This window comes from Amycolatopsis sp. WAC 04197 (assembly GCF_003947475.1).
In the GTDB taxonomy this organism is placed as follows: Bacteria; Actinomycetota; Actinomycetes; order Mycobacteriales; family Pseudonocardiaceae; genus Amycolatopsis; species Amycolatopsis japonica.
Genome location: NZ_QHJK01000007.1, coordinates 570591 through 590643 on the forward strand (window position 1 = coordinate 570591; position 20053 = coordinate 590643).

The following is a 20053-nucleotide window of genomic DNA, read 5'->3' on the forward strand; positions in this document are numbered from 1 at the left end:
CAGGAGAAGGATCCCCGGCATGTCCGGACGAAGCCTGCCCATCGGCTCGATCGTGCTGTGGGTCGTGCGCGTGGCGCTCGCCGCCGAGTTCCTCTACAGCGGCTACCTGCTGTTCTCCGGCGGCCACACCGAACAGGTCTTCGCCGAGATCGGGCTCGGGCAGTGGCTCCGGTACGTCACCGGCGTGCTCGAGGTCGCCGGCGCGATCGGCCTGCTGATCCCCCGCTTCGGCGGCCCGTCGGCGCTGCTGCTGGCCGGGGTCATGGTGGGCGCGAGCGTCACGGAGCTGTTCATCCTCGCCAACGGCGGCCCGGTCCTCCCGCTGATCCTGTTGATCGTCTGCGCGACGCTGGCGTGGTTCCTCCAGGATCAGACGCGCGCGCTGCTCGGGATCGAGCCTCCCGAAGACGCCGAGGACGACCTCTAGGCGAACGCGCGCCACCCTTACACCGAACGGCGCAAAGATCACCCGCCGAATGCCCCGATCACCGGGACGGACAAAGAAAAACCGCATGTCAGCCCGCCTCGCGAGGCGCTGACGAGCACGCCGAAAACTGATCATCAGCGTGATCGAACGCTCACTCAAGGTGAAAGATTGCGGCTCGTTTACAACGAACCGGCCACCCGCTTGACAGTCGGAGTGGTACGTACCACGCTGCCCGCATTGGTCTACACCATTTTGTGGGAGCTCGGCATGGTGGCCGGGCATCGAAAGGACGGCACGAGTGAAGCGCTGGCTCAAGATGGCTGCGGGCGCCGCCGCCATCACCCTCGCGACGGCGGGCTGCGCCGGTTCCGGCAGTGGCGACAGCACGAATTCGAGCGCTGCGGCCTCGAACGGCTCGCTCACGGTCTGGCTCATGACGGGGACCGCCCCCGAAGCACTGACGAACTCGCTCCACAAGGAATTCGAAGACGCGCACCCCGGCGTCAAGGTCAAGTACGAGATCCAGCAGTGGAACGGCATCCAGCAGAAGCTGACCACCGCGCTGGCCAGTGACAACCCGCCGGACGTGATCGAGCTGGGCAACACCCAGACCCCCGCGTTCGCGAACCAGGGCGTGCTCGCCGACCTCACCTCCAGCGTGAACGACTTCAACGGCGCGCAGTGGCTGCAGGGCCTCAAGGCCTCGGGCGAGTTCGACGGCAAGACCTACGGCGTCCCGTTCTACGCGGCGAACCGCGAGGTCATCTACCGCAAGGACATGTTCGAGCAGGCGGGCATCACCGCGACGCCGAAGACGCGCACGGAGTGGCTCGACGCGATCACCAAGCTCAAGGCCAAGTTCGGCAGCGACCCCGAGTTCCAGGCCCTCTACCACCCCGGCCAGAACTGGTACGAGCTGCTGTCCTACATCTGGGACGAGGGCGGCGACATCGCCCAGGCCAACGGCAAGTCCTTCAAGTCGACCCTGGACTCCGCGCAGGCGAAGGCCGGGCTGGAGTTCTACAAGCAGCTCACCGACGCTTCGGGCACCAAGGCCCCGAAGGACGCCGACGAGGCCACGCCGCAGCAGGCGGGCATCTACGGCGCCGGCAAGGTCGCGATGATGATCGGTGTCCCGGGTGAGGTCGACACCGCGGCGAAGACCGACCCGAAGATCAAGGAGAAGTCGGGCGCCTTCGCGATCCCGGGCAAGACCGCCGACAAGTCGGCCCCGGTCTTCCTGGGCGGCTCGAACCTGGTCATCCCGGCCAACAGCAAGAACGCGGCAGCGGCGAAGGACTACGTCAAGCTGTTCTCCACCCCGAAGTACCAGACCGAGCTGGCCAAGGCCGGTTACGTCCCCGGTACCTCGACCGACGTGTCCGCGCTCGACGCGAACCCGCTCACCAAGGTGATGGCCGAGGCTTCCAAGAACGGCCGTGCCGTGCCGACCAGCCCCAAGTGGGGTGACGTCGAGTCCGGTCAGAACCCGATCAAGGACATGCTGACCGCCTACCTGACCGGAACGAAGACGCTCGACCAGGCGACCGCCGACGCCAACGCAGCGCTCGACAAGCTCATCGGCGGATGACCACGACGAAAGATGTGACGATGCCGGCGGGGGCCACCCCGCCGGCATCGCCGCGCATCAAACCCCCGAAATCCAACCGGCGCCTCCGCCTCGGCGAGCGGACGGCGCCGTACCTGCTGATCCTTCCCGCTCTGGTCGCGATCCTGGTCCTGCTGGGCTGGCCGACGATGCAGCTGATCGGGATCAGTCTCCGCAAACTCGACCTCCGTGAGCTGGTCTCCGGGGAGATGGTCTGGGTCGGCTTCGAGAACTTCTCCGAGATCCTGTCCGATTCGGAGTTCTGGGAGATCACCGTCCGGACGCTGGTGTTCACCGCGTCGGTCGTGATCCTCACCCTGCTGCTCGCGCTGCTCATGGCGGTGCTGATGCGGCATCTCAACCCGGTGGTCCGGGTGATCGTGCAGGTCGCGCTGATCCTCGCGTGGGCGACGCCGGTGGTCGCGACGACCACGGTGTTCCAGTGGATCTTCGACCAGCAGTACGGCATCTTGAACAAGACGCTCGCGAAGCTCGGTTTCGAGAGCTTCATCGGGCATTCCTGGTTCTCCACCGGCCCGAGCACGCTCACCGTCATCGGGATCCTGGTGGTCTGGCAGGCGGTGCCGTTCGTGGCCTTCACGCTCTACGCGGGGCTCCTGGGCGTCCCGAAGGAGCAGTACGAGGCCGCGGGCATCGACGGCGCCAACGCCTGGCAGGCGTTCTGGGCGGTCAGCTGGCCGGCGATCCGGCCGATCCTGACCATGGTCACGTTCCTGTCGGTGCTGTGGGACTTCAAGCTGTTCGCCCAGGTGTGGGCGATCCGTCAAGGCGGGCCGGACGGCGCCAGCACGACGCTGCCGGTCTACATGTACCTCAAGGGCCTCGCGGGCAACCACTTCGGCCTGGCGGCCACCGCCGCCCTGCTGATGATGCTCGTGCTGATCCTGCTCACCGCCCGGTACGTCCAGCTGCTGGTGCGCACGAAGGAGGCCGACCTGTCATGAGGAAGTCCCTGACCCAGCGGATCGGCCTCGGCACGCTCGGCGTGGTGGTGGCACTGCTGTTCGTCTTCCCGACGTACTGGATGTTCACCTCCTCGCTGAAGACACCGGGCCAGGTCCTGTCCCCGGACTACGACCTCGTCCCGCTTTCGGTGACGTTCGACAACTTCGTCTCGGCGCTGACGAAACCCGGTTTCACCACGTACCTCACCAACAGCCTGATCGTCACGCTCGGCGCGGTGCTGTGTTCGCTCGTCGCGGGTGTGCTGGCCGCGGTTCCCTTGTCCCGTATGCGTTTCCGCGGGCGCAAGGGATTCCTGCTGCTGGTGCTCGTCGCCCAGCTGGCGCCGTTCGAAGCGCTGCTGATCCCGATGTACCTGCTGATGCGCGACGCCGGGCTGCTCAACCAGCTGCCTTCGCTGCTGCTGGTGTACTTCGCGGCGACGCTGCCCTTCACGTGCTGGATGCTCTACGGCTTCGTCAACGGCATCCCGTACGACCTCGAAGAGGCCGCGATGATCGACGGCTGCAGCCGGGCGGGGGCCTTCCGCCGGGTGACGCTGCCGCTGCTCGCGCCCGGACTGGTGACCACCTCGGTGTTCAGCTTCATCACCGCGTGGAACGAGTTCCTGTTCGCGTTCGTGTTCATGCGCGACCAGAACAAGCAGACGCTGCCGGTGTGGCTGTCGTCGTTCCGGACGGCGTTCTCCGTGGACTGGGGCGGCATCATGGCGGCGTCGGTCATCTACGCCGTGCCCGCGCTGGTGTTCTTCATCATCGTCCAGCGCAAGCTCGTGTCCAACCTGACCGCAGGCGCAGTGAAGGGGTAATCCTTGTCTTCACCGGAAAAGCTCGCCGCGTCCGTTCTCGTATCGGGCTTCGACGGCACCACCGCGCCGGATTGGCTGCGCCGCAAGGTGGCGGACGGTCTCGGCGGCGCGATCCTGTTCGGCCGCAACGTGGTCGACGACGAGCAGGTGGCCGCGCTGAGCGCGCAGCTGCGGGCGGAACGGCCCGATGTGCTCGTCGGCATCGACGAGGAGGGCGGTGACGTCACGCGGCTCGACGTCGCCACCGGCTCGTTCGTGCCGGGACCACTCGCACTCGGCGCCGCGGACGACGTCGAGCTGACGGCTTCGGTCGCGGCGGCGCTCGGCGAGCGGCTGGCCGCGTGCGGCGTGACGATCAGTTTCGCCCCGTGCGCGGATCTCACGCTGGCGGCGGAGGATCCCTCGATCGGGGTCCGGGCGTTCGGTTCGGATCCGGTGAAGGCGTCGCCGCATGTGGCGGCGTTCATCACCGGGCTGCAGAAGTACGGCGTGGCGGCGTCGGCCAAGCATTTCCCCGGGCACGGGGCGGCGACGGACGATTCGCACCACGCGCTGCCGGTGCTGCCCCGGACCGAGGCGGAACTGCACGAGATCGAACTGGTCCCGTTCAAGGCGGCGATCACGGCCGGGGTGCGCGCGGTGATGACCGGGCACCTCGTCGTGCCCGCGTGGGGTGAACTGCCCGCGACGCTCAACCCGAAGGCGCTCACCGACGTCCTGCGCGGCGAGCTCGGCTTCACCGGCGCGGTCATCACCGACGCGCTGGACATGGGCGCCGTCGCGGGCGAACTCGGCAAGACCGAGGGCGTCGGACGGGCGTCGGTGCGGGCGCTGATCGCCGGCGCGGACGCGCTCTGCCTCGGCGGGGTGTCGTTCGAAGAGGACGAGCTGAACCGGATCGCGGCGGTCATCGCGGCCGCCGTCGAGTCCGGTGAGCTGCCGCTGGAGCGGCTGGTGGAGGCGTCGGAGCGGGTCGCCGCGCTCGGCACTCCCCCGGTGTCGACGCCGATCTCGCCGGTGGATCACCGGCTTGGCCTGGAGGCGGCGCGCAAGGCGTTGCGGATCCAGGGTTCGCCGAAGCTGGACGGCCCCCCGCTGGTGATCGACATCGAGACGGAGCCGATCATCGCGGCCGGGCCGATGCCGTGGGGGCTCGGCTCGCATCTGACCGAACTCGTGCCCGGCACCCGGGCGCTCAAGGTCGGCGCGGACGGGATCGCGACCGCGATCGAGGCCGTCCACGGCGCCCGCGACCTCGTGGTGGTGACGCGCGAGGCGCACCGGCACCCCGAGGTCCGCGAGTTCCTCAGCTGGCTGCGAGAGTCCTCTGTGGACTACATCCGGGTCGAGACCGGCGTTCCCGGCCCGGAGACCAAGGGGCCGCGGATCGACACGTTCAGCGGGTCCTACGTCAGCCTCCGCGCCGCCGCGGAGTACCTGGCCTGACCCACCCCTCTCGCATTTCGTCCTCTGGATGCGGTACTTGCACACGCAACTACCGCATTCAGAGGACGAATTGCGTTATTCGGTTGCGGGGCCGGAGCCGGGGTGTTGTAGTCGGGAAGATCGGTTCCCGGCCTAGGAGATGATCGTCTTGCGAGTGACCACGTCCTTCCATCAGGTAATTCCCGCCTACCTCAAGGACGAGACCACTCGTGAAGACCCTCAATCTGGGGATTCTGGCGCATGTTGACGCCGGGAAGACGAGCCTGACCGAGCGCCTGTTGCACACCGCCGGGATCATCGGCGAGCTGGGCAGCGTCGACGACGGCAGCACGCAGACCGACACGCTGGCGCTCGAACGCGCCCGCGGCATCACCATCAAGGCGGCCGTGGTGTCGTTCGCCCTCGGCGACGTCACCGTCAACCTGATCGACACCCCCGGCCACCCCGATTTCATCGCCGAGGTCGAACGCGCGCTCGGCGTGCTCGACGGCGCGGTGCTGGTGCTGTCGGCGGTCGAAGGCGTCCAAGCCCAGACCCGTGTCCTCATGCGGACCCTGCGGCGGCTGGGCATCCCGGTGCTGTTGTTCGTGAACAAACTGGATCGCCGCGGCGCCGATCCGGAGCGCGTATTCCGTGAGATCACCGAGAAACTCACGCCGTCAGCGATCACGATGGACCCCGATCGGGTGATCGATCTGCTGGCGACGCTCGACGAGGACTTCCTCACCGAGTACGTCACCGCCCCGGACGCGTTCACGCCGTCGCGGCTCCGCGCCGAACTCGCCGCGAAAGTCGCCGAAGGTCGCGCTCATCCGGTCTACTTCGGGTCCGCGATCACCGGCGCCGGGATCGACACGCTCCGCGACGGCATCGAGAACCTGTTGCCCGCCAAGGAAGCCGACGTCCACGCGCCGCTGTCCGGCACGGTGTTCAAGGTCGAGCGCGCGCCGAGTGGCGAGAAGATCGCGTACGTACGGCTGTTCTCCGGCAGCGTCGCCGTGCGCGACAAGGTCCCGCTCGGCGACGGCGAAGGCAAGGTCACCGCGATCAGCGTTTTCGACAACGGCTCGGCCGTACCGTCCGCGTCGGCCGAAGCCGGGCGGATCGCGAAGATCTCAGGGCTCGACGTCCGGATCGGAGACGTGCTCGGGGCCCGGCCGCGGATGCGGGAGGCGCGGTTCTCGCCGCCGACGCTGGAAACCGTCGTCTCGCCGGTGCGCCCGGCCGATCGCGGACCGCTGCACCAGGCGCTCACCCGGCTGACCGAACAGGATCCGCTGATCGGGCTGCGGCACGACGAGGTCCGCCAGGAGACTTCCGTTTCGCTGTACGGAGAAGTGCAGAAGGAGGTCATACAGGCGACGCTCGCGGACGAGTACGGCATCGACGTCACGTTCAGCGAGACGACCACGATCTGCGTGGAACGCGTCGACGGCACCGGATCGGCCGCCGAACTCATCGGCACGGCCTCGAATCCCTTTCTGGCCACGGTCGGGCTGCGTGTCGAACCCGGGAGCGGGATCTCGTTCCGCCTGGAGGTCGAACTCGGCTCGATGCCGTACTCCTTCATCAAGGCCGTGGAGGACACGGTGAAGGAGACGCTGCGCGAAGGCATCCACGGCTGGGAGGTGCGCGACTGCGCGGTGACGATGACGCATTCCGGCTACTACGCCAGGCAAAGCCATGCCCACGGCACGTTCGACAAGAGCATGTCCAGCACCGCGGGTGATTTCCGCGATCTGACGCCGTTGGTGCTGATGGCGGCGCTGCGTGAGGCCGGGACGACCGTGCACGAACCCCTGCACCGGTTCACCCTCCAGACCCCGGCCGACACACTCGGCCCGGTGACCGCGCTGCTGGCGCGGGCTCGCGCCGTCCCGCGGACGACGCTCACGAAGGGCGGGACGGCCGAGCTCGAAGGCGAGATACCGGCGGCGAAAACCCATGAGGTGCACCAGCTCCTGCCCTTGGCGACCCGAGGGGAAGGCGCGCTGGAGACGTCGTTCCACGGCTACCGGCCCGTCCGGGGACCGGCGCCGTCACGAGCGAGGACCGATCACAACCCGTTGGACCGCAAGGAATACCTGTTACGCGTGCTGCGGCGCGTTTGAGGAACGGAGGACGTCATGGTTTCACGGCTCGGGGTAAGGATCCCTCGCGAGCTTCCCGCCGCCCGGCTGACCGGCCTCGCGCGGCGCGCGGAGCGGGAGGGGTTGGACGAGGTCTGGATCGTCGAGGACTGTTTCTACGCGGGCGGGATCGCGACGGCGTCGGCGGTGCTGGCGGCGACCGAGAAGATCACGCTCGGCATCGGCATCATGCCGGCCGTGGCGCGGAACCCCGCCATCGCGGCGATGGAGATCGCGGCGCTGGCGGAGCTGTACCCGGGACGGCTGATCGCCGGGTTCGGGCACGGGGTGCCGAGCTGGATGCGGCAGATCGACGCGTGGCCGAAGTCGGCGCTCGCCGCGTTCGAGGAGACGCTGACGGTCATCCGGCGGCTCCTGGCGGGTGAGCGCGTTTCCTTCGAGGGCAAGCACGTCCGGCTCGACGAGGTCGAACTGGAGTTCCCGCCCGCGCTGCCGCCGAAGCTCGTCGCCGGCGTCCGCGGCCCGAAGTCGCTCGCGGCGGCGGGCCGGGTCGCCGACGGGGCGCTCCTGGCCGAACCGGCGACCCCGGAGTACGTCCGCGCGACGCGGGACCTGATCGGCGTCGAAAGCCATTCGATCGCCACCTACAACTGGCTGGCCCTCGACGCCGATCCCGAGCGGGCCCGCGAACGCGCGCGGTCCGACGTCGCGTCCGCGATCGGGCCGAACTCCGGTCCGGCACTGGAGCCGCTGGACTTCGGCGCCGAACTGCTTGCCGAGGTCAAGGCCGCTGGCGACCGCAAGGACCTGGCCCGGCGGTTGCGGCCCGAGTGGATCGACCGGCTGAGCATCAGCGGCCCGCTCGACCGGTGCGTCGAGCAGATCCGCGCGCTGTACGCGGCCGGGACCGAGTCCGTCATCCTGCTCCCGCTGCTCGGCGAGCCGGAGGAGGAGTCCTTCGCCGCGGCGGGCCGGATCGCGTCGGCCCTCCGCGGCTGACCCCCCTTCCGCATTTCGTCCTCTAAATGCGGTCAGGGGGCGGCAGCGCCTGAGGTGAAGGGGACTTTCCCCGCGCCCGATGCGGCGAAAGTCCCCTTCACAACGCCCAAGCGACCATGGGCACCGTCGGCGTCGTCGTGAAGGCCTCCCTGGGGACGTTAGATGTCTCAAGGGTGGCCTTCAGGACATCAATACCGGGCACGCCGGGTCCCGGCCCCCCAAAGCACCGCATTTCGTCCTCTAAATGCGGTCAGGGGGCGGCAGCACCTGAGGTGAAGGGGACTTTCCCCGCATCCGATGCGGCGAAAGTCCCCTTCACAACGCCCAAGCGACCGACCACGCCGGGTCCCTGCCCCCAAACCACCGCATTCAGAGGACTAAATGCGGTCCTTGCACACGCAACGATCGCGTTCAGTCCTCTGGATGCGGGTGGGTGTCGAGCGCCTTGATCACGGCGACCATGTCCTCCTCGCCGAGACCGAGCCGCGCGGTCTCGGCGTAGAGGGCACGGGACGCCTCGATCAGCGGCAGCTTCAGGCCCGCGTCCCCGGCCGCCGCCGCGATCAGCTCGACGTTGGCCAGCACGTTCGCGATCGAGGCCTGCGGCGCGAAGTCCTCTTCGACCAGCTTGGGCGCCTTGACCCGCAGGATCGGACTGGCGAGCTGCCCCGCGCCGAGCACGTCGGCGAGCAGACCGAGATCCAGCCCGTGCGCCCGGCCGAAATGCACCGTCTCGGCCAGCGAAGTCACGACCGCGGTCAGGTGCACGTTGACCGCCAGCTTCATCAGGAGCCCGTTGGGAACCGGCCCGCAGTACACGGTTTCCCGGCACATCGGCCCGAACAGCTCCCGGACCTCCTCGACCGCGCCGGGGTCGCCCGCGAGCATCGCGACCAGCTCCCCCGCCTCCGCCGGGACACGCGAACCCGAAACCGGCGCCTCCACGTACTTCGCCCCCGCCGCGACGAGGTCCGCCTCCAGCGCGCGGGAATGCCCTGGTGCCGTCGTTCCCATGTGGACGATCGTGCGGCCAGCCACCCGATCGGCGAACTCGGGCCCATCGCGGCCGAGCACGGCGTCGACGGCGGCCGCGTCCTTGAGCATCAGGATCACGACGTCGCAGCGCGCGAAGAGTTCGGCGACGTCGGCCACCTGGTCGGCCTTGCCCGGCGTGCGGTTCCATCGGAGCACCGGGATCCCGGCCCGCACCAGGTTCCGCGCCATCGGCTCGCCCATACTGCCCAGTCCGGCGAAACCGACTCGTTCGAGGTCCATGGGCTTTACTCTGCGGCACCGGAGGACGACGCCGGGCCCGATGCGACGATCGCGGCGGAAATCGCGAGGAATGCCCCGAGACGCGATGACGAGGAGTGAGCACGATGGCCTGGCCGGAGAAGGACACCCGTCGGGTCTCGCTGCGCAACGGGCAGTCGTTCCTCTGGCACCTCGACGCCGACTGGGAACGCACGACGCGCGCGATCCGCGTCAAGGAAGACGGCACCGACGGTCAGATTCTCGTCCTGGACCCCTACCACCACGCCTTCCTGCCGACGATGACACAGGTCCGCCGCGCCATTCGCGACGCCTTCCGCGCCGGGTGGCGGCCTGGCAGCCGGCTCCCGCCACTCGAAATGGTCTTCGACGGCGAGCGCTTCCGCCGCCGCGAAGACTGAGCCGATCAGAACGGGTGCTCCATCCACACGTTCGCCTCCACGTACACCCCGCAGTCCCGCTCGACGTTCGCGTGCACCGGCGCGATCCCGCCGGGGATCACGTTGTCGCCGTCGACGAGGTCGACACCGCTCCACTCTTTCCAGTCCGCGATCGAACCCGAAATGGTCACCGCGAACGGGCACACCTTGATCATCCGCGCGCCGAGCCGTTCGTGGGTGCGCAGCCAGCGGTCGGCGAACAGGCCGTCCTCGCGCCGCCGGAGGGCGTAGTCCTCCATGGGCACGTCGGGTTCGTCCTCCTTGCCGATCGGGCGCACGGAGACGATCAGCCGCTTCAGCCCCGTCTCGGCCGCACGCGCTTTCAGCGCCTTGAGCATCGGCGTGGACAGGCCGGTCCCGCGCATTCGCGGCGCCACGACGACTTCGAGCGCGCACAGGGTGTCCGGCGCGCGGCCGTCCATGAGATCCTGCGCGGCCCACTGGATCGCCTCGTCCCACCCGTGCGACGGCAGTTCGTGGCGGTCTTCGGCCGGATAGGTCAGCGGGACCGACAGCGCCCGCGCGATCGGTTCACCGTCGTCGTCCAAGGCGATCAGGAAATACCGGGACCAGTGGCGCAGGAACCGGTCCGGCGTGATCATCTTGCCGCTGAACCCGGCGTAGATGAACTCACCGCCGACGTCGCCGAGGTTCAGCGCGGCATCGAGGAGATCGGGACGGGACGCAAGATCGACGATTCGCATGCCGCCCAGTCAACCGATCCGGTGATCTCCCCCGATAGCTGCTTCCGGGCGATGATCAAACCGGCTGACGCGGCGCCGCCTGCAGCCGGGAGAGCACGTCGGTGAGCCTGCCCGCCGCGACGTCCCATTCCTCGAGGACGCTGCTGCGCGCGAGCGCCGACGTCCGCAGGGAATGACGGAGTTCGGCGTCGAGCGACCAGCGCAGCAACGCCGCCGCGAGCGCCGACGGGTTGTTCGGCGGCACCAGCATGCCGGGCACGCCGCCGCCGGGCGCGGTGCCGAGCGCGTCGTGCGCGCCGGCGGTTTCCGTTGCCACCACGGGGATCCCGCGTGCCAGCGCCTCGGCGACGACCAGTCCCGAGGTGCCTCCGCGGGCTGGCAGGACGAGCAGATCCGCGCCGTCGTAGACCAGGTCGAGGTCGTCCGGAGGCTGGATGAGGCTGATCCGGGAGCCGAGCCCGAGCCGTTCGACCGTCCAGCGCAGTTCGTCGACGTACGCGGGATCGTGGTGCGTCGCGCCGGCGAACACGCATTTGAACGCCAGTTCGTCGACCAGGGACAGCGCCCGGATGAGCACGTCCTGGCCGTGGCGCGCGGTCATGGGCGCGAGACACAGCAGCCGGGAGACGCCGTCGGCCCCGGCGGCGAGCGGCGCCGCGTCCGTACCCGGTGTCGCCACGTAGACGCGGGTCGGGTCGAGGTCGTGCCGGTCGATCAGCTGCCGCGCGAGCCACGGCCCGGTGGCGACGATCATCCCCGTCAGCCGCAGGGTCTCCCGTTCGCAGGCGTCGAGTTCGGCGGCCTGCGCCGGATCGAGCGCGGGATCGTCGGCGAGCGGCCGGTGGACCAGGACGGCCAGCCGGAGCCGCCGCGCGTGCGGGACCACGATCTCCGGGACCCCGCAGGCGACCGTGCCGTCGATCAGGACGACGGTGTCGTCGGGCAGCGCGGCGAGCGAACGGGCCAGTCTCGACCGCGACAGCGGCCCCGGCATCGGCCATTCCCCGGCGATCGGCAGTTCCAGCAGCGGGAGGCCGGTGGCCGGGAGGTTCTGGCACATCCGGCGGTCGTATTCACCGCTGACGTCCTCGGTTTCGCCCGGCAGGACGAAGACGACCGGTTCGGTCACGCGGACATTCGAGGTGAACACGGTTACCTCCAGATGCGGGCGCCTTATCAGGAGACACGGATACGGCGCCCGTCCGGTTCATTTCCCGGGTGACAAAATTCAGCCCGCCACGCGCGCGATCGACGCGACGAGCTCGTCACGCAGCCCGGCGCCGACCGCGATCGTGGCCGCCGAACGCACGGTGTGGTCGCCGCCGTCGAGGTCGACGACCGCTCCCCCGGCCTCGCGTACCAGCAGGACACCCGCCATCGTGTCCCACGGTTTGTTGGCGAGGATGACGCTCGCGTCGAGTTTGCCGTCCGCGACCCATGCCAGGTCGATCGCCGCGGAACCGAGGAACCGGACCCGCTGCACGCGGCCGCCGAGTTCGGCCAGCAACGCCATCCGGACGCGGTTCTTGACCTCAGCGCCCTCGCCGACCGCGAAGTCGCCGATACTCACGATCGCGTCGGACAACTTCGTCGCTTTCGACGCCGTAAGACGCTCTTCGCCCGCGTACGCGCCCTGGCCCGCCACTGCGGTGTAGGTGACGTCGAGGAACGGCAGGGAGATCGCCGCGACCGTGCTGTTCAGCCCGTCGACGAGGCCGAGCGAGACACCGCACAGCGGAATCCCGCGTGCGAAGTTCGCCGTGCCGTCGACGGGGTCGAGCGCCCACCACAGGTCCTCGTTCCCCTCGTGCCCGCGCTCCTCGCCGAGGATGCCGATCTCCGGCGTCTCGCGCGCCAGGAACTCGCGGACGGCGTCCTCGACGGCGAGGTCGACGTCGGTCACCATGTCGCGATCACCTTTGGCGGCAACGGAAAACGACGTCATCGAGCGGATGATCCCGGTCGCCTTGGCGACGGCCTCGCGGGCCACGGACAACAATGCGGCGTGGTCGGTCATATGGGTACCGTAGCCCGCGTGAACCTGTTCCCGACGGCCACGACGGCCGACGAAAGCGCCCGCGGCGCCGAGGTCGCGGTGCTGCCCGTCGGCAGTTTCGAACAGCACGGAGCGCACCTCCCGCTCGCCACCGACGCGGTGATCGCGACGACGATCGCCGACGCCCTCGCCGCGGCGTATCCGGTGCTGCGGCTCCCGCCGATCACGATCGGCTGCTCCCACGAACACGCCGATTGGGCGGGCACGGTCAGCATCTCCGCCGCGACGCTGTACGCCGTGGTGAACGACGTCGCCGCCTCGCTGCGCCGGTCCGGTGTCCCGAAACTGGTGCTGGTGAACGCGCACGGCGGCAACTACGTCCTGTCCAACGTGGTCCAGGAGTCGACGTCGCCAATGGCGCTCTTCCCCGGTGTCGAAGGCTGGCAGGCGGCGCACGACGCGGCCGGGCTGGAGACGTCGCTGGACAGCGACATGCACGCCGGCGAGCTGGAGACCTCCCTGTTGCTGCACGCGCACCCGTCGCTGGTCCGGCCCCGGTTCACCGAGGCGGATCACCTCGCCGACGACAGGCGGCACCTGCTGACGGTGGGTCTGCGCCCGTACGCGGAATCCGGTGTGGTCGGGCGGCCTTCGCTGGCGACGGCGGAGAAAGGACGGTTGGTGCTGGCGTCACTGGTGGAGAGCTTCGGGGACACCTTGGCCGTGCTCGGCTGACTCGATCAGGTCCAGATGCGGCAGGAAATGGTGCATCCGTTCCTGTTTGGTCCGCAGGTACCGCAGGTTCTCGTCGTTCGGCGTGACCAGCAGCGGCACCCGCTCGCTGATCCGCACACCGTGCCGTTCCAGCTGGTCGACCTTCGCCGGGTTGTTGGACAGCAGCCGCACCGACCGCACGCCGAGATCGTTCAGGATCTCCGCCGCGGCGCGGTAATCGCGGGCGTCCACCGGCAGCCCGAGCGCGATGTTCGCCTCGACGGTGTCGAGCCCTTCGTCCTGTAGTCGCATCGCCTTCAGCTTCGCGAGCAGGCCGATTCCGCGTCCTTCGTGGCCCTGGGCGTACACGAGGATTCCGGCGCCTTCGTCGACGATCGCCCGCAGCGCGGCGGCCAGCTGGTCGCCGCATTCGCAGTGCATCGAGCTGAACACGTCGCCGGTGAGGCATTCCGAATGGACCCGTGCCAGCGTGCCGGAGGTCGCGATGTCGCCGTGCACCAGCGCCATCTGTTCGGTGCCGTCGGCGTCCAGGTAGCCGTACGCGCGGAAAACGCCGTACCGGGTGGGCAGTCTGGTCTCAACGACCCTCTCGACGGTCATCGGGCTTCTCCTGTCTGTTCGGTGACTCTTGACAGAACGCGCGAGCAGGACGCCCGCACCGGGAAGGCTGGAGACGAGCGCGAGCACGCCGTAGACGACGGCCACGGTGACGCCCTGCGCCGAGCCGAGGCCCGCGGCGCCGAACAGCAGCGCGCAAACGCCTTCGCGCGGGCCCCATCCGCCGATGTTCAGCGGCAGCCCCATCGCGAGCAGGGCGAGGATCATCAGCGGCAGCAGGTCGCCGACCGGCGCGGTGACGCCCGCCGCGCGCGCGGCGACGACGAACAGGGCGAGGTGCCCGGCGAGGGTGGCGACCGAGAGCAGGCCCACCCCCGGCCAGGTTTCCTTGGTCAGCAGGCCGAGCCGGACGTCGGCGAGGGACACGGCGAACCCGCGGCGCCATTTCGATCCACTGTGGATCCATCGCCGCCCGGCCGTCATCCCGGTGACGACGGCCGCGAGCGCGAGCCCGACCACGGCGATCCCGGCGGCCGTCACCACGTGGTCGATGGGCGGCGGCACCACGGAAGGCACGCTGAGCACGACGACGACCGAAGCGCCGATCACCACGATCTGCCCGGCCGTGCGCTCCAGCACCACCGCGCGGACGCCGCGCGGCAAGTCACCGGCTTCGCGTCCGTGCTGCACGGCGCGGTCGACGTCGCCGAGGACGCCCGCCGGCAGCACACCGTTGAGGAACAACGCGCGGTAGTACTCGCCGATGGCAGTCCCCAACGAGAGCTCGAGACTGAGCCGCCGGGCGATCAGGCGCCAGCGCGAGGCGCTGAAAACCGTGGTGGCGAAACCGATCCCGAGCGCGGCGGCGATCCCGCCCGCGTCGACCTCGCGCAGACCTTCGAGGAAAGCGCCGGTACCCAGTTGCCAGACGAGCGCACCGAGGATCGCGAACGCGCCGACGATCCGAAGCCAGGGCCAGAGCCGTTTCACGCGGGCACCACCAGGAGATCTTCGTGCTGGATCACCGCGTTCAGCTCGCCTGCCGCGCACTGCGCGAGTCGCCATCGCAGGTAGGAGTCGCCGTCCGCCGCGAGTTCCGGCCGCTGTTCGCAAGCGGCGCCGACCCAGCCGGTGAGCCATTCCGCGGTCAGCGCGGCCTGATCCGCCCCGAGCCGCCACGGGCTCGGCGCGCGCCGCACGGTGGCGCCGAGGCGTTCGAAGACCCCGAAGGCGACGTCCACCGCGTCCGGTCCGAGCAGCCACCGGCCGCCGGTCACCCGGCGCTGATGCGCGTTGAAGGCGTCGGAGATCTCGATGTCGAACTTGTCCTTGGGCGAAAGCACGACCCGGCCCGAAACGCTCAGCGTGAACAGGACCGCGCAGCGCGCTTCGACGCACGCCTCCGCCAGCCGGGACATCTCCTCGGCGGTGAGCAGGTCGAGCAGCGCCGACGCCGCCACGAGCGAGGTTCCGGTGAGGTCCTCCGCGCGTAATTCGGTGATGTCACGCTGCTCGGTGACGACGGTGACTTCGCTTCCGTCCAAAGCGTGATCCGGACGGCTGGTGCGCGCCAGCGCGTGGGTGAGCAGGTCCGGGTCGCGGTCATGCAGGATCCAGCGCTGGCGTCCCGGCAGCCGCCTGGCCAGCCAGCGACCGAGCGAACCGGTGCCGCAGCCGAGATCCCGGATGACGACCTCGTCCTGCTCCTGCAAGAAGGACCGCACCGGCTCGATCAGCTCGGTCGCGCGAGCGGCGGCGTCGGCGTCCTCACGCAGCTGGAGCCAGCTGGGGGCGTACTTCGTCATGCCGCCGTCCGTTCGTTCAGCAGTACGGCGGCGACGCCACGGGCCGTCTCGTCCCAGCCGGTCAGCGTCTCGCGGCGCAGGCGGGCGGAGGCGCGAAGGCGGTCACGCAGGTCGGGTTCGGTGAGCCAGCGACGCAGGGCCGCGGCCAGCGCGTTCACGTCCTCACCGGGGACGAGCAGCCCGGGCACACTGCCGTCGGACGCCTGGCCGAGCGTGTCCGGCAGGGCGTCGACGGCCGTCGTGAGCACGGGGATGCCGTGCGCGAGCGCCTCGGTGACGACCATGCCGTACGTCTCCGCGCGCGAAGGCAGCACGAGAAGGTCTGCCGCCGCGTACGTCGCTTCGAGTGCTTCGCCGGACCGGGGGCCGGTGAGGGTGAAGCGGTCGCCGAGCGAGTGTCGCCGCAGGCGTTCGACATAGCGGGTCTCGCGCCGGATCGCGCCGACGCACTCACAGGTCCACGGGAGATCCTTCAGCGACTTCAACGCGTCCGCGAGCAGGCCCTGTCCTTTGCGCGGCGTCACGTTGGCGACGCAGACCAGACGCGTCCCGTCCGGGCTCCCGGACGCGACTTCGGCCTTGTCGACGCCGGGCGGTACCACGTGCACGCGATGCGCGGCGAGGTCGTGGTGCCCGATCAGCCGTCGAGCCGCCCACTCGCTGGTCACGACCACGGCGTCGACCGCGGCCAGCGTCTCGCGTTCCAGCCGGTCCAGTTCGGCGGCGAGCGAAGGCGAAAGTCCCGTTTCGTCGGCCAGCGGCAGATGCACCAGCACCGCGATCGACAGCCGCCGTGCCGCCGGGGCGATCACCTCGGGCACCCCGCAGGCCACCAGCCCGTCGAGCAGCACCGCGGCGCCGTCGGGCAATTCGGCCAGCTTGCGCGCCAGCACCTTGCGCGCTTCGGTGTCGGGTCGCGGCCAGTTCCCGCGCACGGGGATCTCGTGGACCTCCACCGCCTCGGCGGCGAGGCCGTCACACAGCCGGCGGTCGTAGACGTTGCCACCACTGGGCGCGCTCACGTCGTCGATGTCGTTGGGCAGGACGACGTGGAGGCGGCTCACAGCGCACGCTCGTAGCTCGCCCACGCGACGTGGGATTCGTGCAGCGAGACGGTGAGCCCTTCGAGACCGCGCGCCCCTTCACCGAGCGCTCCCGAGTGGACGCGGTCGGCGAGCCGGTCCGCGATGACCTTGGCGAGGAACTCGGTCGAGGTGTTGATCCCCGCGAACTCGGGCACGTCGTCGAGGTTGCGGTAGTTCAGGTCGGCGAGCGCCTCTTTGAGCTCTTCGGTCGCCTTGCCGATGTCGACGACGATGTTGTCGGCGTCCAGTTCGGACCGGCGGAACGTCGCGTCCACCAGGAAGGTCGCGCCGTGCAGTCGCTGTGCTGGGCCGAAGACCTCGCCGCGGAAGCTGTGGGCCACCATGACGTGGTCGCGGACGGTGATACTGAACAACGGACCTCCCGGGTCGAACCCTTAACGCGTGTCCTCCATCTGATAGGTGACACGGAGGCAGAGCGTTCCTGGTTCATTCGCGGCCAGACGCGGCAAGACGTCCGGCAGTTCACGGAACTGACATTCCCCGCTGACCAGCACTTCGAATCCTGGATCGGCGAGAAGACGCCAAGCGAGCGCCAAGCGGTCGGCGTAGGTCCGGTTCAGCCGGCGGGACGGCGAGACCATGCCGACCTGGCTGCTGCGGATCGCCAGCCGCCGGGAGTGGAAGTTCTCGCCGAGCGGGACGCTGATCCGCCGGTCGCCGTACCAGCTCAGCTCGATGACCTCGCCTTCCGGCGCGAGCAGCTCCAGCGAACGGGCGAGCCCCGCTTCGCTCGCGCTGGCGTGCACGACGAGGTCGCAGTCGCCCAGGGCGTCCTCGGGTGTCGAGAAGTCGACACCGAGTGCTTCGGCGACCTTCGCGCGCTCCGGATCGACGTCGATCAGCTGCACCCTGGCCCCCGGGAAACCGGCCAGCAGTTTCGCGACGCTGCTGCCGACCATCCCGGCGCCGACCACGGCGATCCGGTCGCCGATTTTCGGCGACGCGTCCCAGACGGCGTTGACCGCGGTCTCGATCGTGCCCGCGAGGATCGCGCGTTCCGGCGGGACCTCGCTCGGTACCGGCGTGACGGCCGACGCGGGGACGACATACCGCGTCTGATGTGGATACAGGCAGAAGACGACCTGCCCGACGAGGTTCTCCGGACCGCGTTCGACCACGCCGACGTTGAGGTACCCGTACTTGACGGGACCGGGGAAATCGCCTTCCTGGAACGGCGCGCGCATGGCCGCACGTTGACTCGGCGGGACCTCGCCGCGGAAGACGAGCGTCTCGGTGCCGCGGCTCACGCCCGTGTACAGGGTGCGGACCAGCACTTCGTCATCGCCGACCGGAGGGAGCGTGACGGGCCGGAGCTCACCGTCGCCGGAACCACTGAACCAGAAGGCGCGTTCCATCGTGTCCTCTCATGTCGGACCCTGGAAGCGGGGTCACCGCCACCATAACGAGGAGGCCTCGTGATCAACCCCGGTATTTTCCTGGGGGTCCTCGTCCAGCTGGCGCTGCTGGGGACGCTGGACGCCGTCACCGGGCTGGGCCCGCTGGGCTGGCTCGCCGGAGCGGCCTACGGCCTCGCCGTGGGCGGATTCCTGACCTACGGCCTGAACCGGAGCACCGCGCGCTCCCTGGGCCCCGCCGACGCCGTGACGCTCGCCCGGTCCGGGCTGGTCGGCTGCGTGACCGCGCTCGTCGTCGACACCGCGGGCCGGGAGATCGTCGCGATGGTCGTCATCGCGTCGGTCGCGCTCGCCCTGGACGCCGTCGACGGCCAGGTCGCCCGCCGCACCGGGACGGCGTCGCCGCTGGGCGCGCGGTTCGACATGGAGGTCGACGCGTATCTGATCCTGATCCTGAGCGTGGTCGTCGCGCAGTCGCTGGGCCCGTGGGTGCTCACGATCGGCGCGATGCGCTACGTCTTCGTCGTGGCGGGCAAGCTGTGGCCGTGGCTGAACACGCCGCTTCCGCCGAGCATGGCGCGCAAGACGGTCGCGGCGGTCCAGGGCATCGCGCTGGTCGTGGTGGCCTCGACGATCCTGCCGCTCTGGGCCGGTTTCGTGGTCACGCTGGGCGCGCTGGCGCTGCTGACCTGGTCGTTCGGACGCGACACGTGGTGGCTGCTGGAGCAGCACGCCTTCACCGCCGCGCCCGCGTGATCACGCGTACTGCGCTTCGCCGTTCCCGATCGACCAGTCGATGGGGTTGTTCTCGGTGATCGTGACGAGCACGTTCCGCGGCTCGGTCCCCGCGTACTCCTCGGCGAGCTCCGCGATCCGCCGGTACAGCGCCTTCTTCTGCTCGTCGGTCCGCCCCTGCCGCATGGTGATCGTGACGAACACGACCCCTTCGTCGCGGCGGATCCCCAGGTAGTCGTCGTATTTCAGGATGTTCTGGCCGTTGAGGACCTGGAAACGGTCGTCGGCCGGGATGCCGATCGTCTCGACCAGCGCGTCGTGGACGGCGTTGCCGAGGGCTTCGAGCTTCTCGGTCCCGATGGTGTCGATGCGGACGAAGGGCATGTCAGTTCTCCTTGGTGGTCAGCAGGCCGAGGGCACCGTCGACGGCTTTCGCGAACACGTCCGGGGAGCCGGCGGCGCGGGCGAGGATGTAGCCGCCCTGCAGCACCGCGACCAGCGCGGTCGCCGTGGTGAGCGGGTCGAGTGCCTGGTCGAGCTCACCGGCGGCGCGGCCCTCTTCGAGCAACTCGGCGAGGCGCCCGGTGAGCCAGCCGAAGTACTCCTCGACCGGCTTTCGCAGCTCCGCGTCGGCCATCACGTCGGGATCCTGGGCGAGCCTGCCGACCGGGCAGCCCTTGAGCACGGTGCGCTCGCGGCGCAGGTAGACGGTGATGCGCTCGACGACCGAACCGGGCCCGGAGAACTCGGCCTCCGCCTTGGCACGCAGATCCTCGGCGCTGCGGCCGATCGCGGCGAGCGCGAGTTCGGACTTGCCCTGGAAGTGGTGGTACATGCTGCCCTGACCGGCGCCGGAGCGCTCCTGGATCGCCTTCGGGCTGGTGCCGACGTACCCGCGCTCCCACAGCAGCTCGCGAGTGCTCTCGATGAGCCTTTCCCTCTTGTCCACGTCCTGACCGTACATACTAGTAGGTACAGAGACAA

General features: G+C 69.5%; 21 protein-coding genes. 10 read left to right on the top strand and 11 right to left on the bottom strand.

What is annotated here, in order from left to right; all coding sequences use genetic code 11:
* Window positions 1-19: 19 nt before the first annotated feature.
* From DMC64_RS26490 to DMC64_RS26520, 7 genes are all read left to right on the top strand, one after another.
* Entirely contained in the window at window positions 20-427 is a 408-nt protein-coding gene (locus DMC64_RS26490) for a DoxX family protein (protein ID WP_125735714.1), read from the top strand.
* Window positions 428-725: 298 nt separating this feature from the next.
* Window positions 726-2018, top strand: a complete 1293-nt coding sequence (locus tag DMC64_RS26495) for an extracellular solute-binding protein (protein ID WP_038518596.1) — start codon at window positions 726-728, stop codon at window positions 2016-2018.
* Window positions 2015-3001: a carbohydrate ABC transporter permease gene (locus DMC64_RS26500; protein ID WP_037346123.1), complete on the top strand. Its 987-nt coding sequence runs from the start codon at window positions 2015-2017 to the stop codon at window positions 2999-3001. The genes DMC64_RS26495 and DMC64_RS26500 overlap by 4 nt, the downstream gene beginning before the upstream one ends.
* On the top strand, window positions 2998-3828 hold the full coding sequence (locus DMC64_RS26505) for a carbohydrate ABC transporter permease (protein ID WP_037346122.1): 831 nt from the start codon (window positions 2998-3000) through the stop codon (window positions 3826-3828). Before DMC64_RS26500 ends, DMC64_RS26505 begins: the two co-directional genes overlap by 4 nt.
* A gap of 3 nt (window positions 3829-3831) precedes the next feature.
* Window positions 3832-5274 (top strand): glycoside hydrolase family 3 protein, encoded by a 1443-nt coding sequence (locus DMC64_RS26510; protein WP_125735715.1) that lies wholly within the window; start codon window positions 3832-3834, stop codon window positions 5272-5274.
* Window positions 5275-5483: 209 nt separating this feature from the next.
* On the top strand, window positions 5484-7385 hold the full coding sequence (locus DMC64_RS26515; protein ID WP_125735716.1) for a translation factor GTPase family protein: 1902 nt from the start codon (window positions 5484-5486) through the stop codon (window positions 7383-7385).
* A 15-nt stretch (window positions 7386-7400) separates the two neighbouring features.
* On the top strand, window positions 7401-8363 hold the full coding sequence (locus DMC64_RS26520) for an LLM class flavin-dependent oxidoreductase (protein ID WP_125735717.1): 963 nt from the start codon (window positions 7401-7403) through the stop codon (window positions 8361-8363).
* Window positions 8364-8774: 411 nt separating this feature from the next.
* On the opposite strand, the gene DMC64_RS26525 is transcribed toward DMC64_RS26520, so the two are convergent.
* A complete protein-coding gene (locus tag DMC64_RS26525) occupies window positions 8775-9638 on the bottom strand; it encodes an NAD(P)-dependent oxidoreductase (protein ID WP_125735718.1) in 864 nt (287 codons plus the stop codon).
* Window positions 9639-9742: 104 nt separating this feature from the next.
* On the opposite strand from DMC64_RS26525, the gene DMC64_RS26530 reads away from it, so the two are divergent.
* Window positions 9743-10036: a hypothetical protein gene (locus DMC64_RS26530; protein WP_125735719.1), complete on the top strand. Its 294-nt coding sequence runs from the start codon at window positions 9743-9745 to the stop codon at window positions 10034-10036.
* Window positions 10037-10041: 5 nt separating this feature from the next.
* Here the strand turns inward: DMC64_RS26530 and DMC64_RS26535 are convergent, their stop codons facing one another.
* The 3 genes from DMC64_RS26535 to DMC64_RS26545 all read right to left on the bottom strand — a co-directional run bounded on the left by DMC64_RS26535 (window position 10042) and on the right by DMC64_RS26545 (window position 12796).
* Window positions 10042-10779, bottom strand: a complete 738-nt coding sequence (locus tag DMC64_RS26535) for a GNAT family N-acetyltransferase (RefSeq protein ID WP_125735720.1) — start codon at window positions 10777-10779, stop codon at window positions 10042-10044.
* A 55-nt stretch (window positions 10780-10834) separates the two neighbouring features.
* Window positions 10835-11929 carry a glycosyltransferase family 4 protein gene (locus DMC64_RS26540; RefSeq protein ID WP_125735721.1) on the bottom strand — a complete coding sequence of 365 codons (1095 nt, stop codon included), beginning with the start codon at window positions 11927-11929 and terminating at the stop codon, window positions 10835-10837.
* A 78-nt stretch (window positions 11930-12007) separates the two neighbouring features.
* Window positions 12008-12796, bottom strand: a complete 789-nt coding sequence (locus DMC64_RS26545; RefSeq protein ID WP_125735722.1) for an inositol monophosphatase family protein — start codon at window positions 12794-12796, stop codon at window positions 12008-12010.
* 18 nt (window positions 12797-12814) lie between these two features.
* On the opposite strand from DMC64_RS26545, the gene DMC64_RS26550 reads away from it, so the two are divergent.
* Window positions 12815-13510, top strand: coding sequence for a creatininase family protein (locus DMC64_RS26550; RefSeq protein WP_370324814.1), 696 nt, complete (start codon window positions 12815-12817; stop codon window positions 13508-13510).
* Here the strand turns inward: DMC64_RS26550 and ribA are convergent.
* From ribA to DMC64_RS26575, 5 genes are read right to left on the bottom strand one after another with little or no spacing between them, the layout of a single operon-like run.
* Complete coding sequence (ribA, locus tag DMC64_RS26555) at window positions 13466-15058, bottom strand: GTP cyclohydrolase II (protein ID WP_125735724.1); 1593 nt, start codon at window positions 15056-15058, stop codon at window positions 13466-13468. The genes DMC64_RS26550 and ribA overlap by 45 nt on opposite strands.
* Window positions 15055-15873: a class I SAM-dependent methyltransferase gene (locus DMC64_RS26560; RefSeq protein WP_125735725.1), complete on the bottom strand. Its 819-nt coding sequence runs from the start codon at window positions 15871-15873 to the stop codon at window positions 15055-15057. The genes ribA and DMC64_RS26560 overlap by 4 nt, the downstream gene beginning before the upstream one ends.
* Window positions 15870-16937, bottom strand: coding sequence for a glycosyltransferase family 4 protein (locus DMC64_RS26565; protein WP_125735726.1), 1068 nt, complete (start codon window positions 16935-16937; stop codon window positions 15870-15872). The genes DMC64_RS26560 and DMC64_RS26565 overlap by 4 nt, the downstream gene beginning before the upstream one ends.
* On the bottom strand, window positions 16934-17332 hold the full coding sequence (locus DMC64_RS26570) for a 6-carboxytetrahydropterin synthase (RefSeq protein WP_125735727.1): 399 nt from the start codon (window positions 17330-17332) through the stop codon (window positions 16934-16936). Before DMC64_RS26570 ends, DMC64_RS26565 begins: the two co-directional genes overlap by 4 nt.
* Window positions 17333-17353: 21 nt before the next feature.
* Window positions 17354-18334 carry a zinc-binding alcohol dehydrogenase gene (locus DMC64_RS26575; RefSeq protein WP_125735728.1) on the bottom strand — a complete coding sequence of 327 codons (981 nt, stop codon included), beginning with the start codon at window positions 18332-18334 and terminating at the stop codon, window positions 17354-17356.
* Window positions 18335-18394: 60 nt separating this feature from the next.
* On the opposite strand from DMC64_RS26575, the gene DMC64_RS26580 reads away from it, so the two are divergent.
* Window positions 18395-19090 carry a CDP-alcohol phosphatidyltransferase family protein gene (locus tag DMC64_RS26580; RefSeq protein WP_125735729.1) on the top strand — a complete coding sequence of 232 codons (696 nt, stop codon included), beginning with the start codon at window positions 18395-18397 and terminating at the stop codon, window positions 19088-19090.
* Here the strand turns inward: DMC64_RS26580 and DMC64_RS26585 are convergent, their stop codons facing one another.
* Window positions 19091-19453, bottom strand: a complete 363-nt coding sequence (locus DMC64_RS26585; RefSeq protein ID WP_125735730.1) for a tautomerase family protein — start codon at window positions 19451-19453, stop codon at window positions 19091-19093.
* Window position 19454: 1 nt separating this feature from the next.
* Window positions 19455-20018 (bottom strand): TetR/AcrR family transcriptional regulator, encoded by a 564-nt coding sequence (locus tag DMC64_RS26590; protein WP_199755094.1) that lies wholly within the window; start codon window positions 20016-20018, stop codon window positions 19455-19457.
* Window positions 20019-20053: the final 35 nt, after the last annotated feature.

Coding starts and splice junctions, on each gene's coding strand:
- DMC64_RS26490 (WP_125735714.1), top strand. CDS start 20: ATGTCCGGACGAAGCCTGCCCATCGGCTCGATCGTGCTGTGGGTCGTG.
- DMC64_RS26500 (WP_037346123.1), top strand. CDS start 2,015: ATGACCACGACGAAAGATGTGACGATGCCGGCGGGGGCCACCCCGCCG.
- DMC64_RS26505 (WP_037346122.1), top strand. CDS start 2,998: ATGAGGAAGTCCCTGACCCAGCGGATCGGCCTCGGCACGCTCGGCGTG.
- DMC64_RS26520 (WP_125735717.1), top strand. CDS start 7,401: ATGGTTTCACGGCTCGGGGTAAGGATCCCTCGCGAGCTTCCCGCCGCC.
- DMC64_RS26525 (WP_125735718.1), bottom strand. CDS start 9,638: ATGGACCTCGAACGAGTCGGTTTCGCCGGACTGGGCAGTATGGGCGAG.
- DMC64_RS26530 (WP_125735719.1), top strand. CDS start 9,743: ATGGCCTGGCCGGAGAAGGACACCCGTCGGGTCTCGCTGCGCAACGGG.
- DMC64_RS26535 (WP_125735720.1), bottom strand. CDS start 10,779: ATGCGAATCGTCGATCTTGCGTCCCGTCCCGATCTCCTCGATGCCGCG.
- DMC64_RS26545 (WP_125735722.1), bottom strand. CDS start 12,796: ATGACCGACCACGCCGCATTGTTGTCCGTGGCCCGCGAGGCCGTCGCC.
- DMC64_RS26560 (WP_125735725.1), bottom strand. CDS start 15,873: ATGACGAAGTACGCCCCCAGCTGGCTCCAGCTGCGTGAGGACGCCGAC.
- DMC64_RS26575 (WP_125735728.1), bottom strand. CDS start 18,334: ATGGAACGCGCCTTCTGGTTCAGTGGTTCCGGCGACGGTGAGCTCCGG.
- DMC64_RS26585 (WP_125735730.1), bottom strand. CDS start 19,453: ATGCCCTTCGTCCGCATCGACACCATCGGGACCGAGAAGCTCGAAGCC.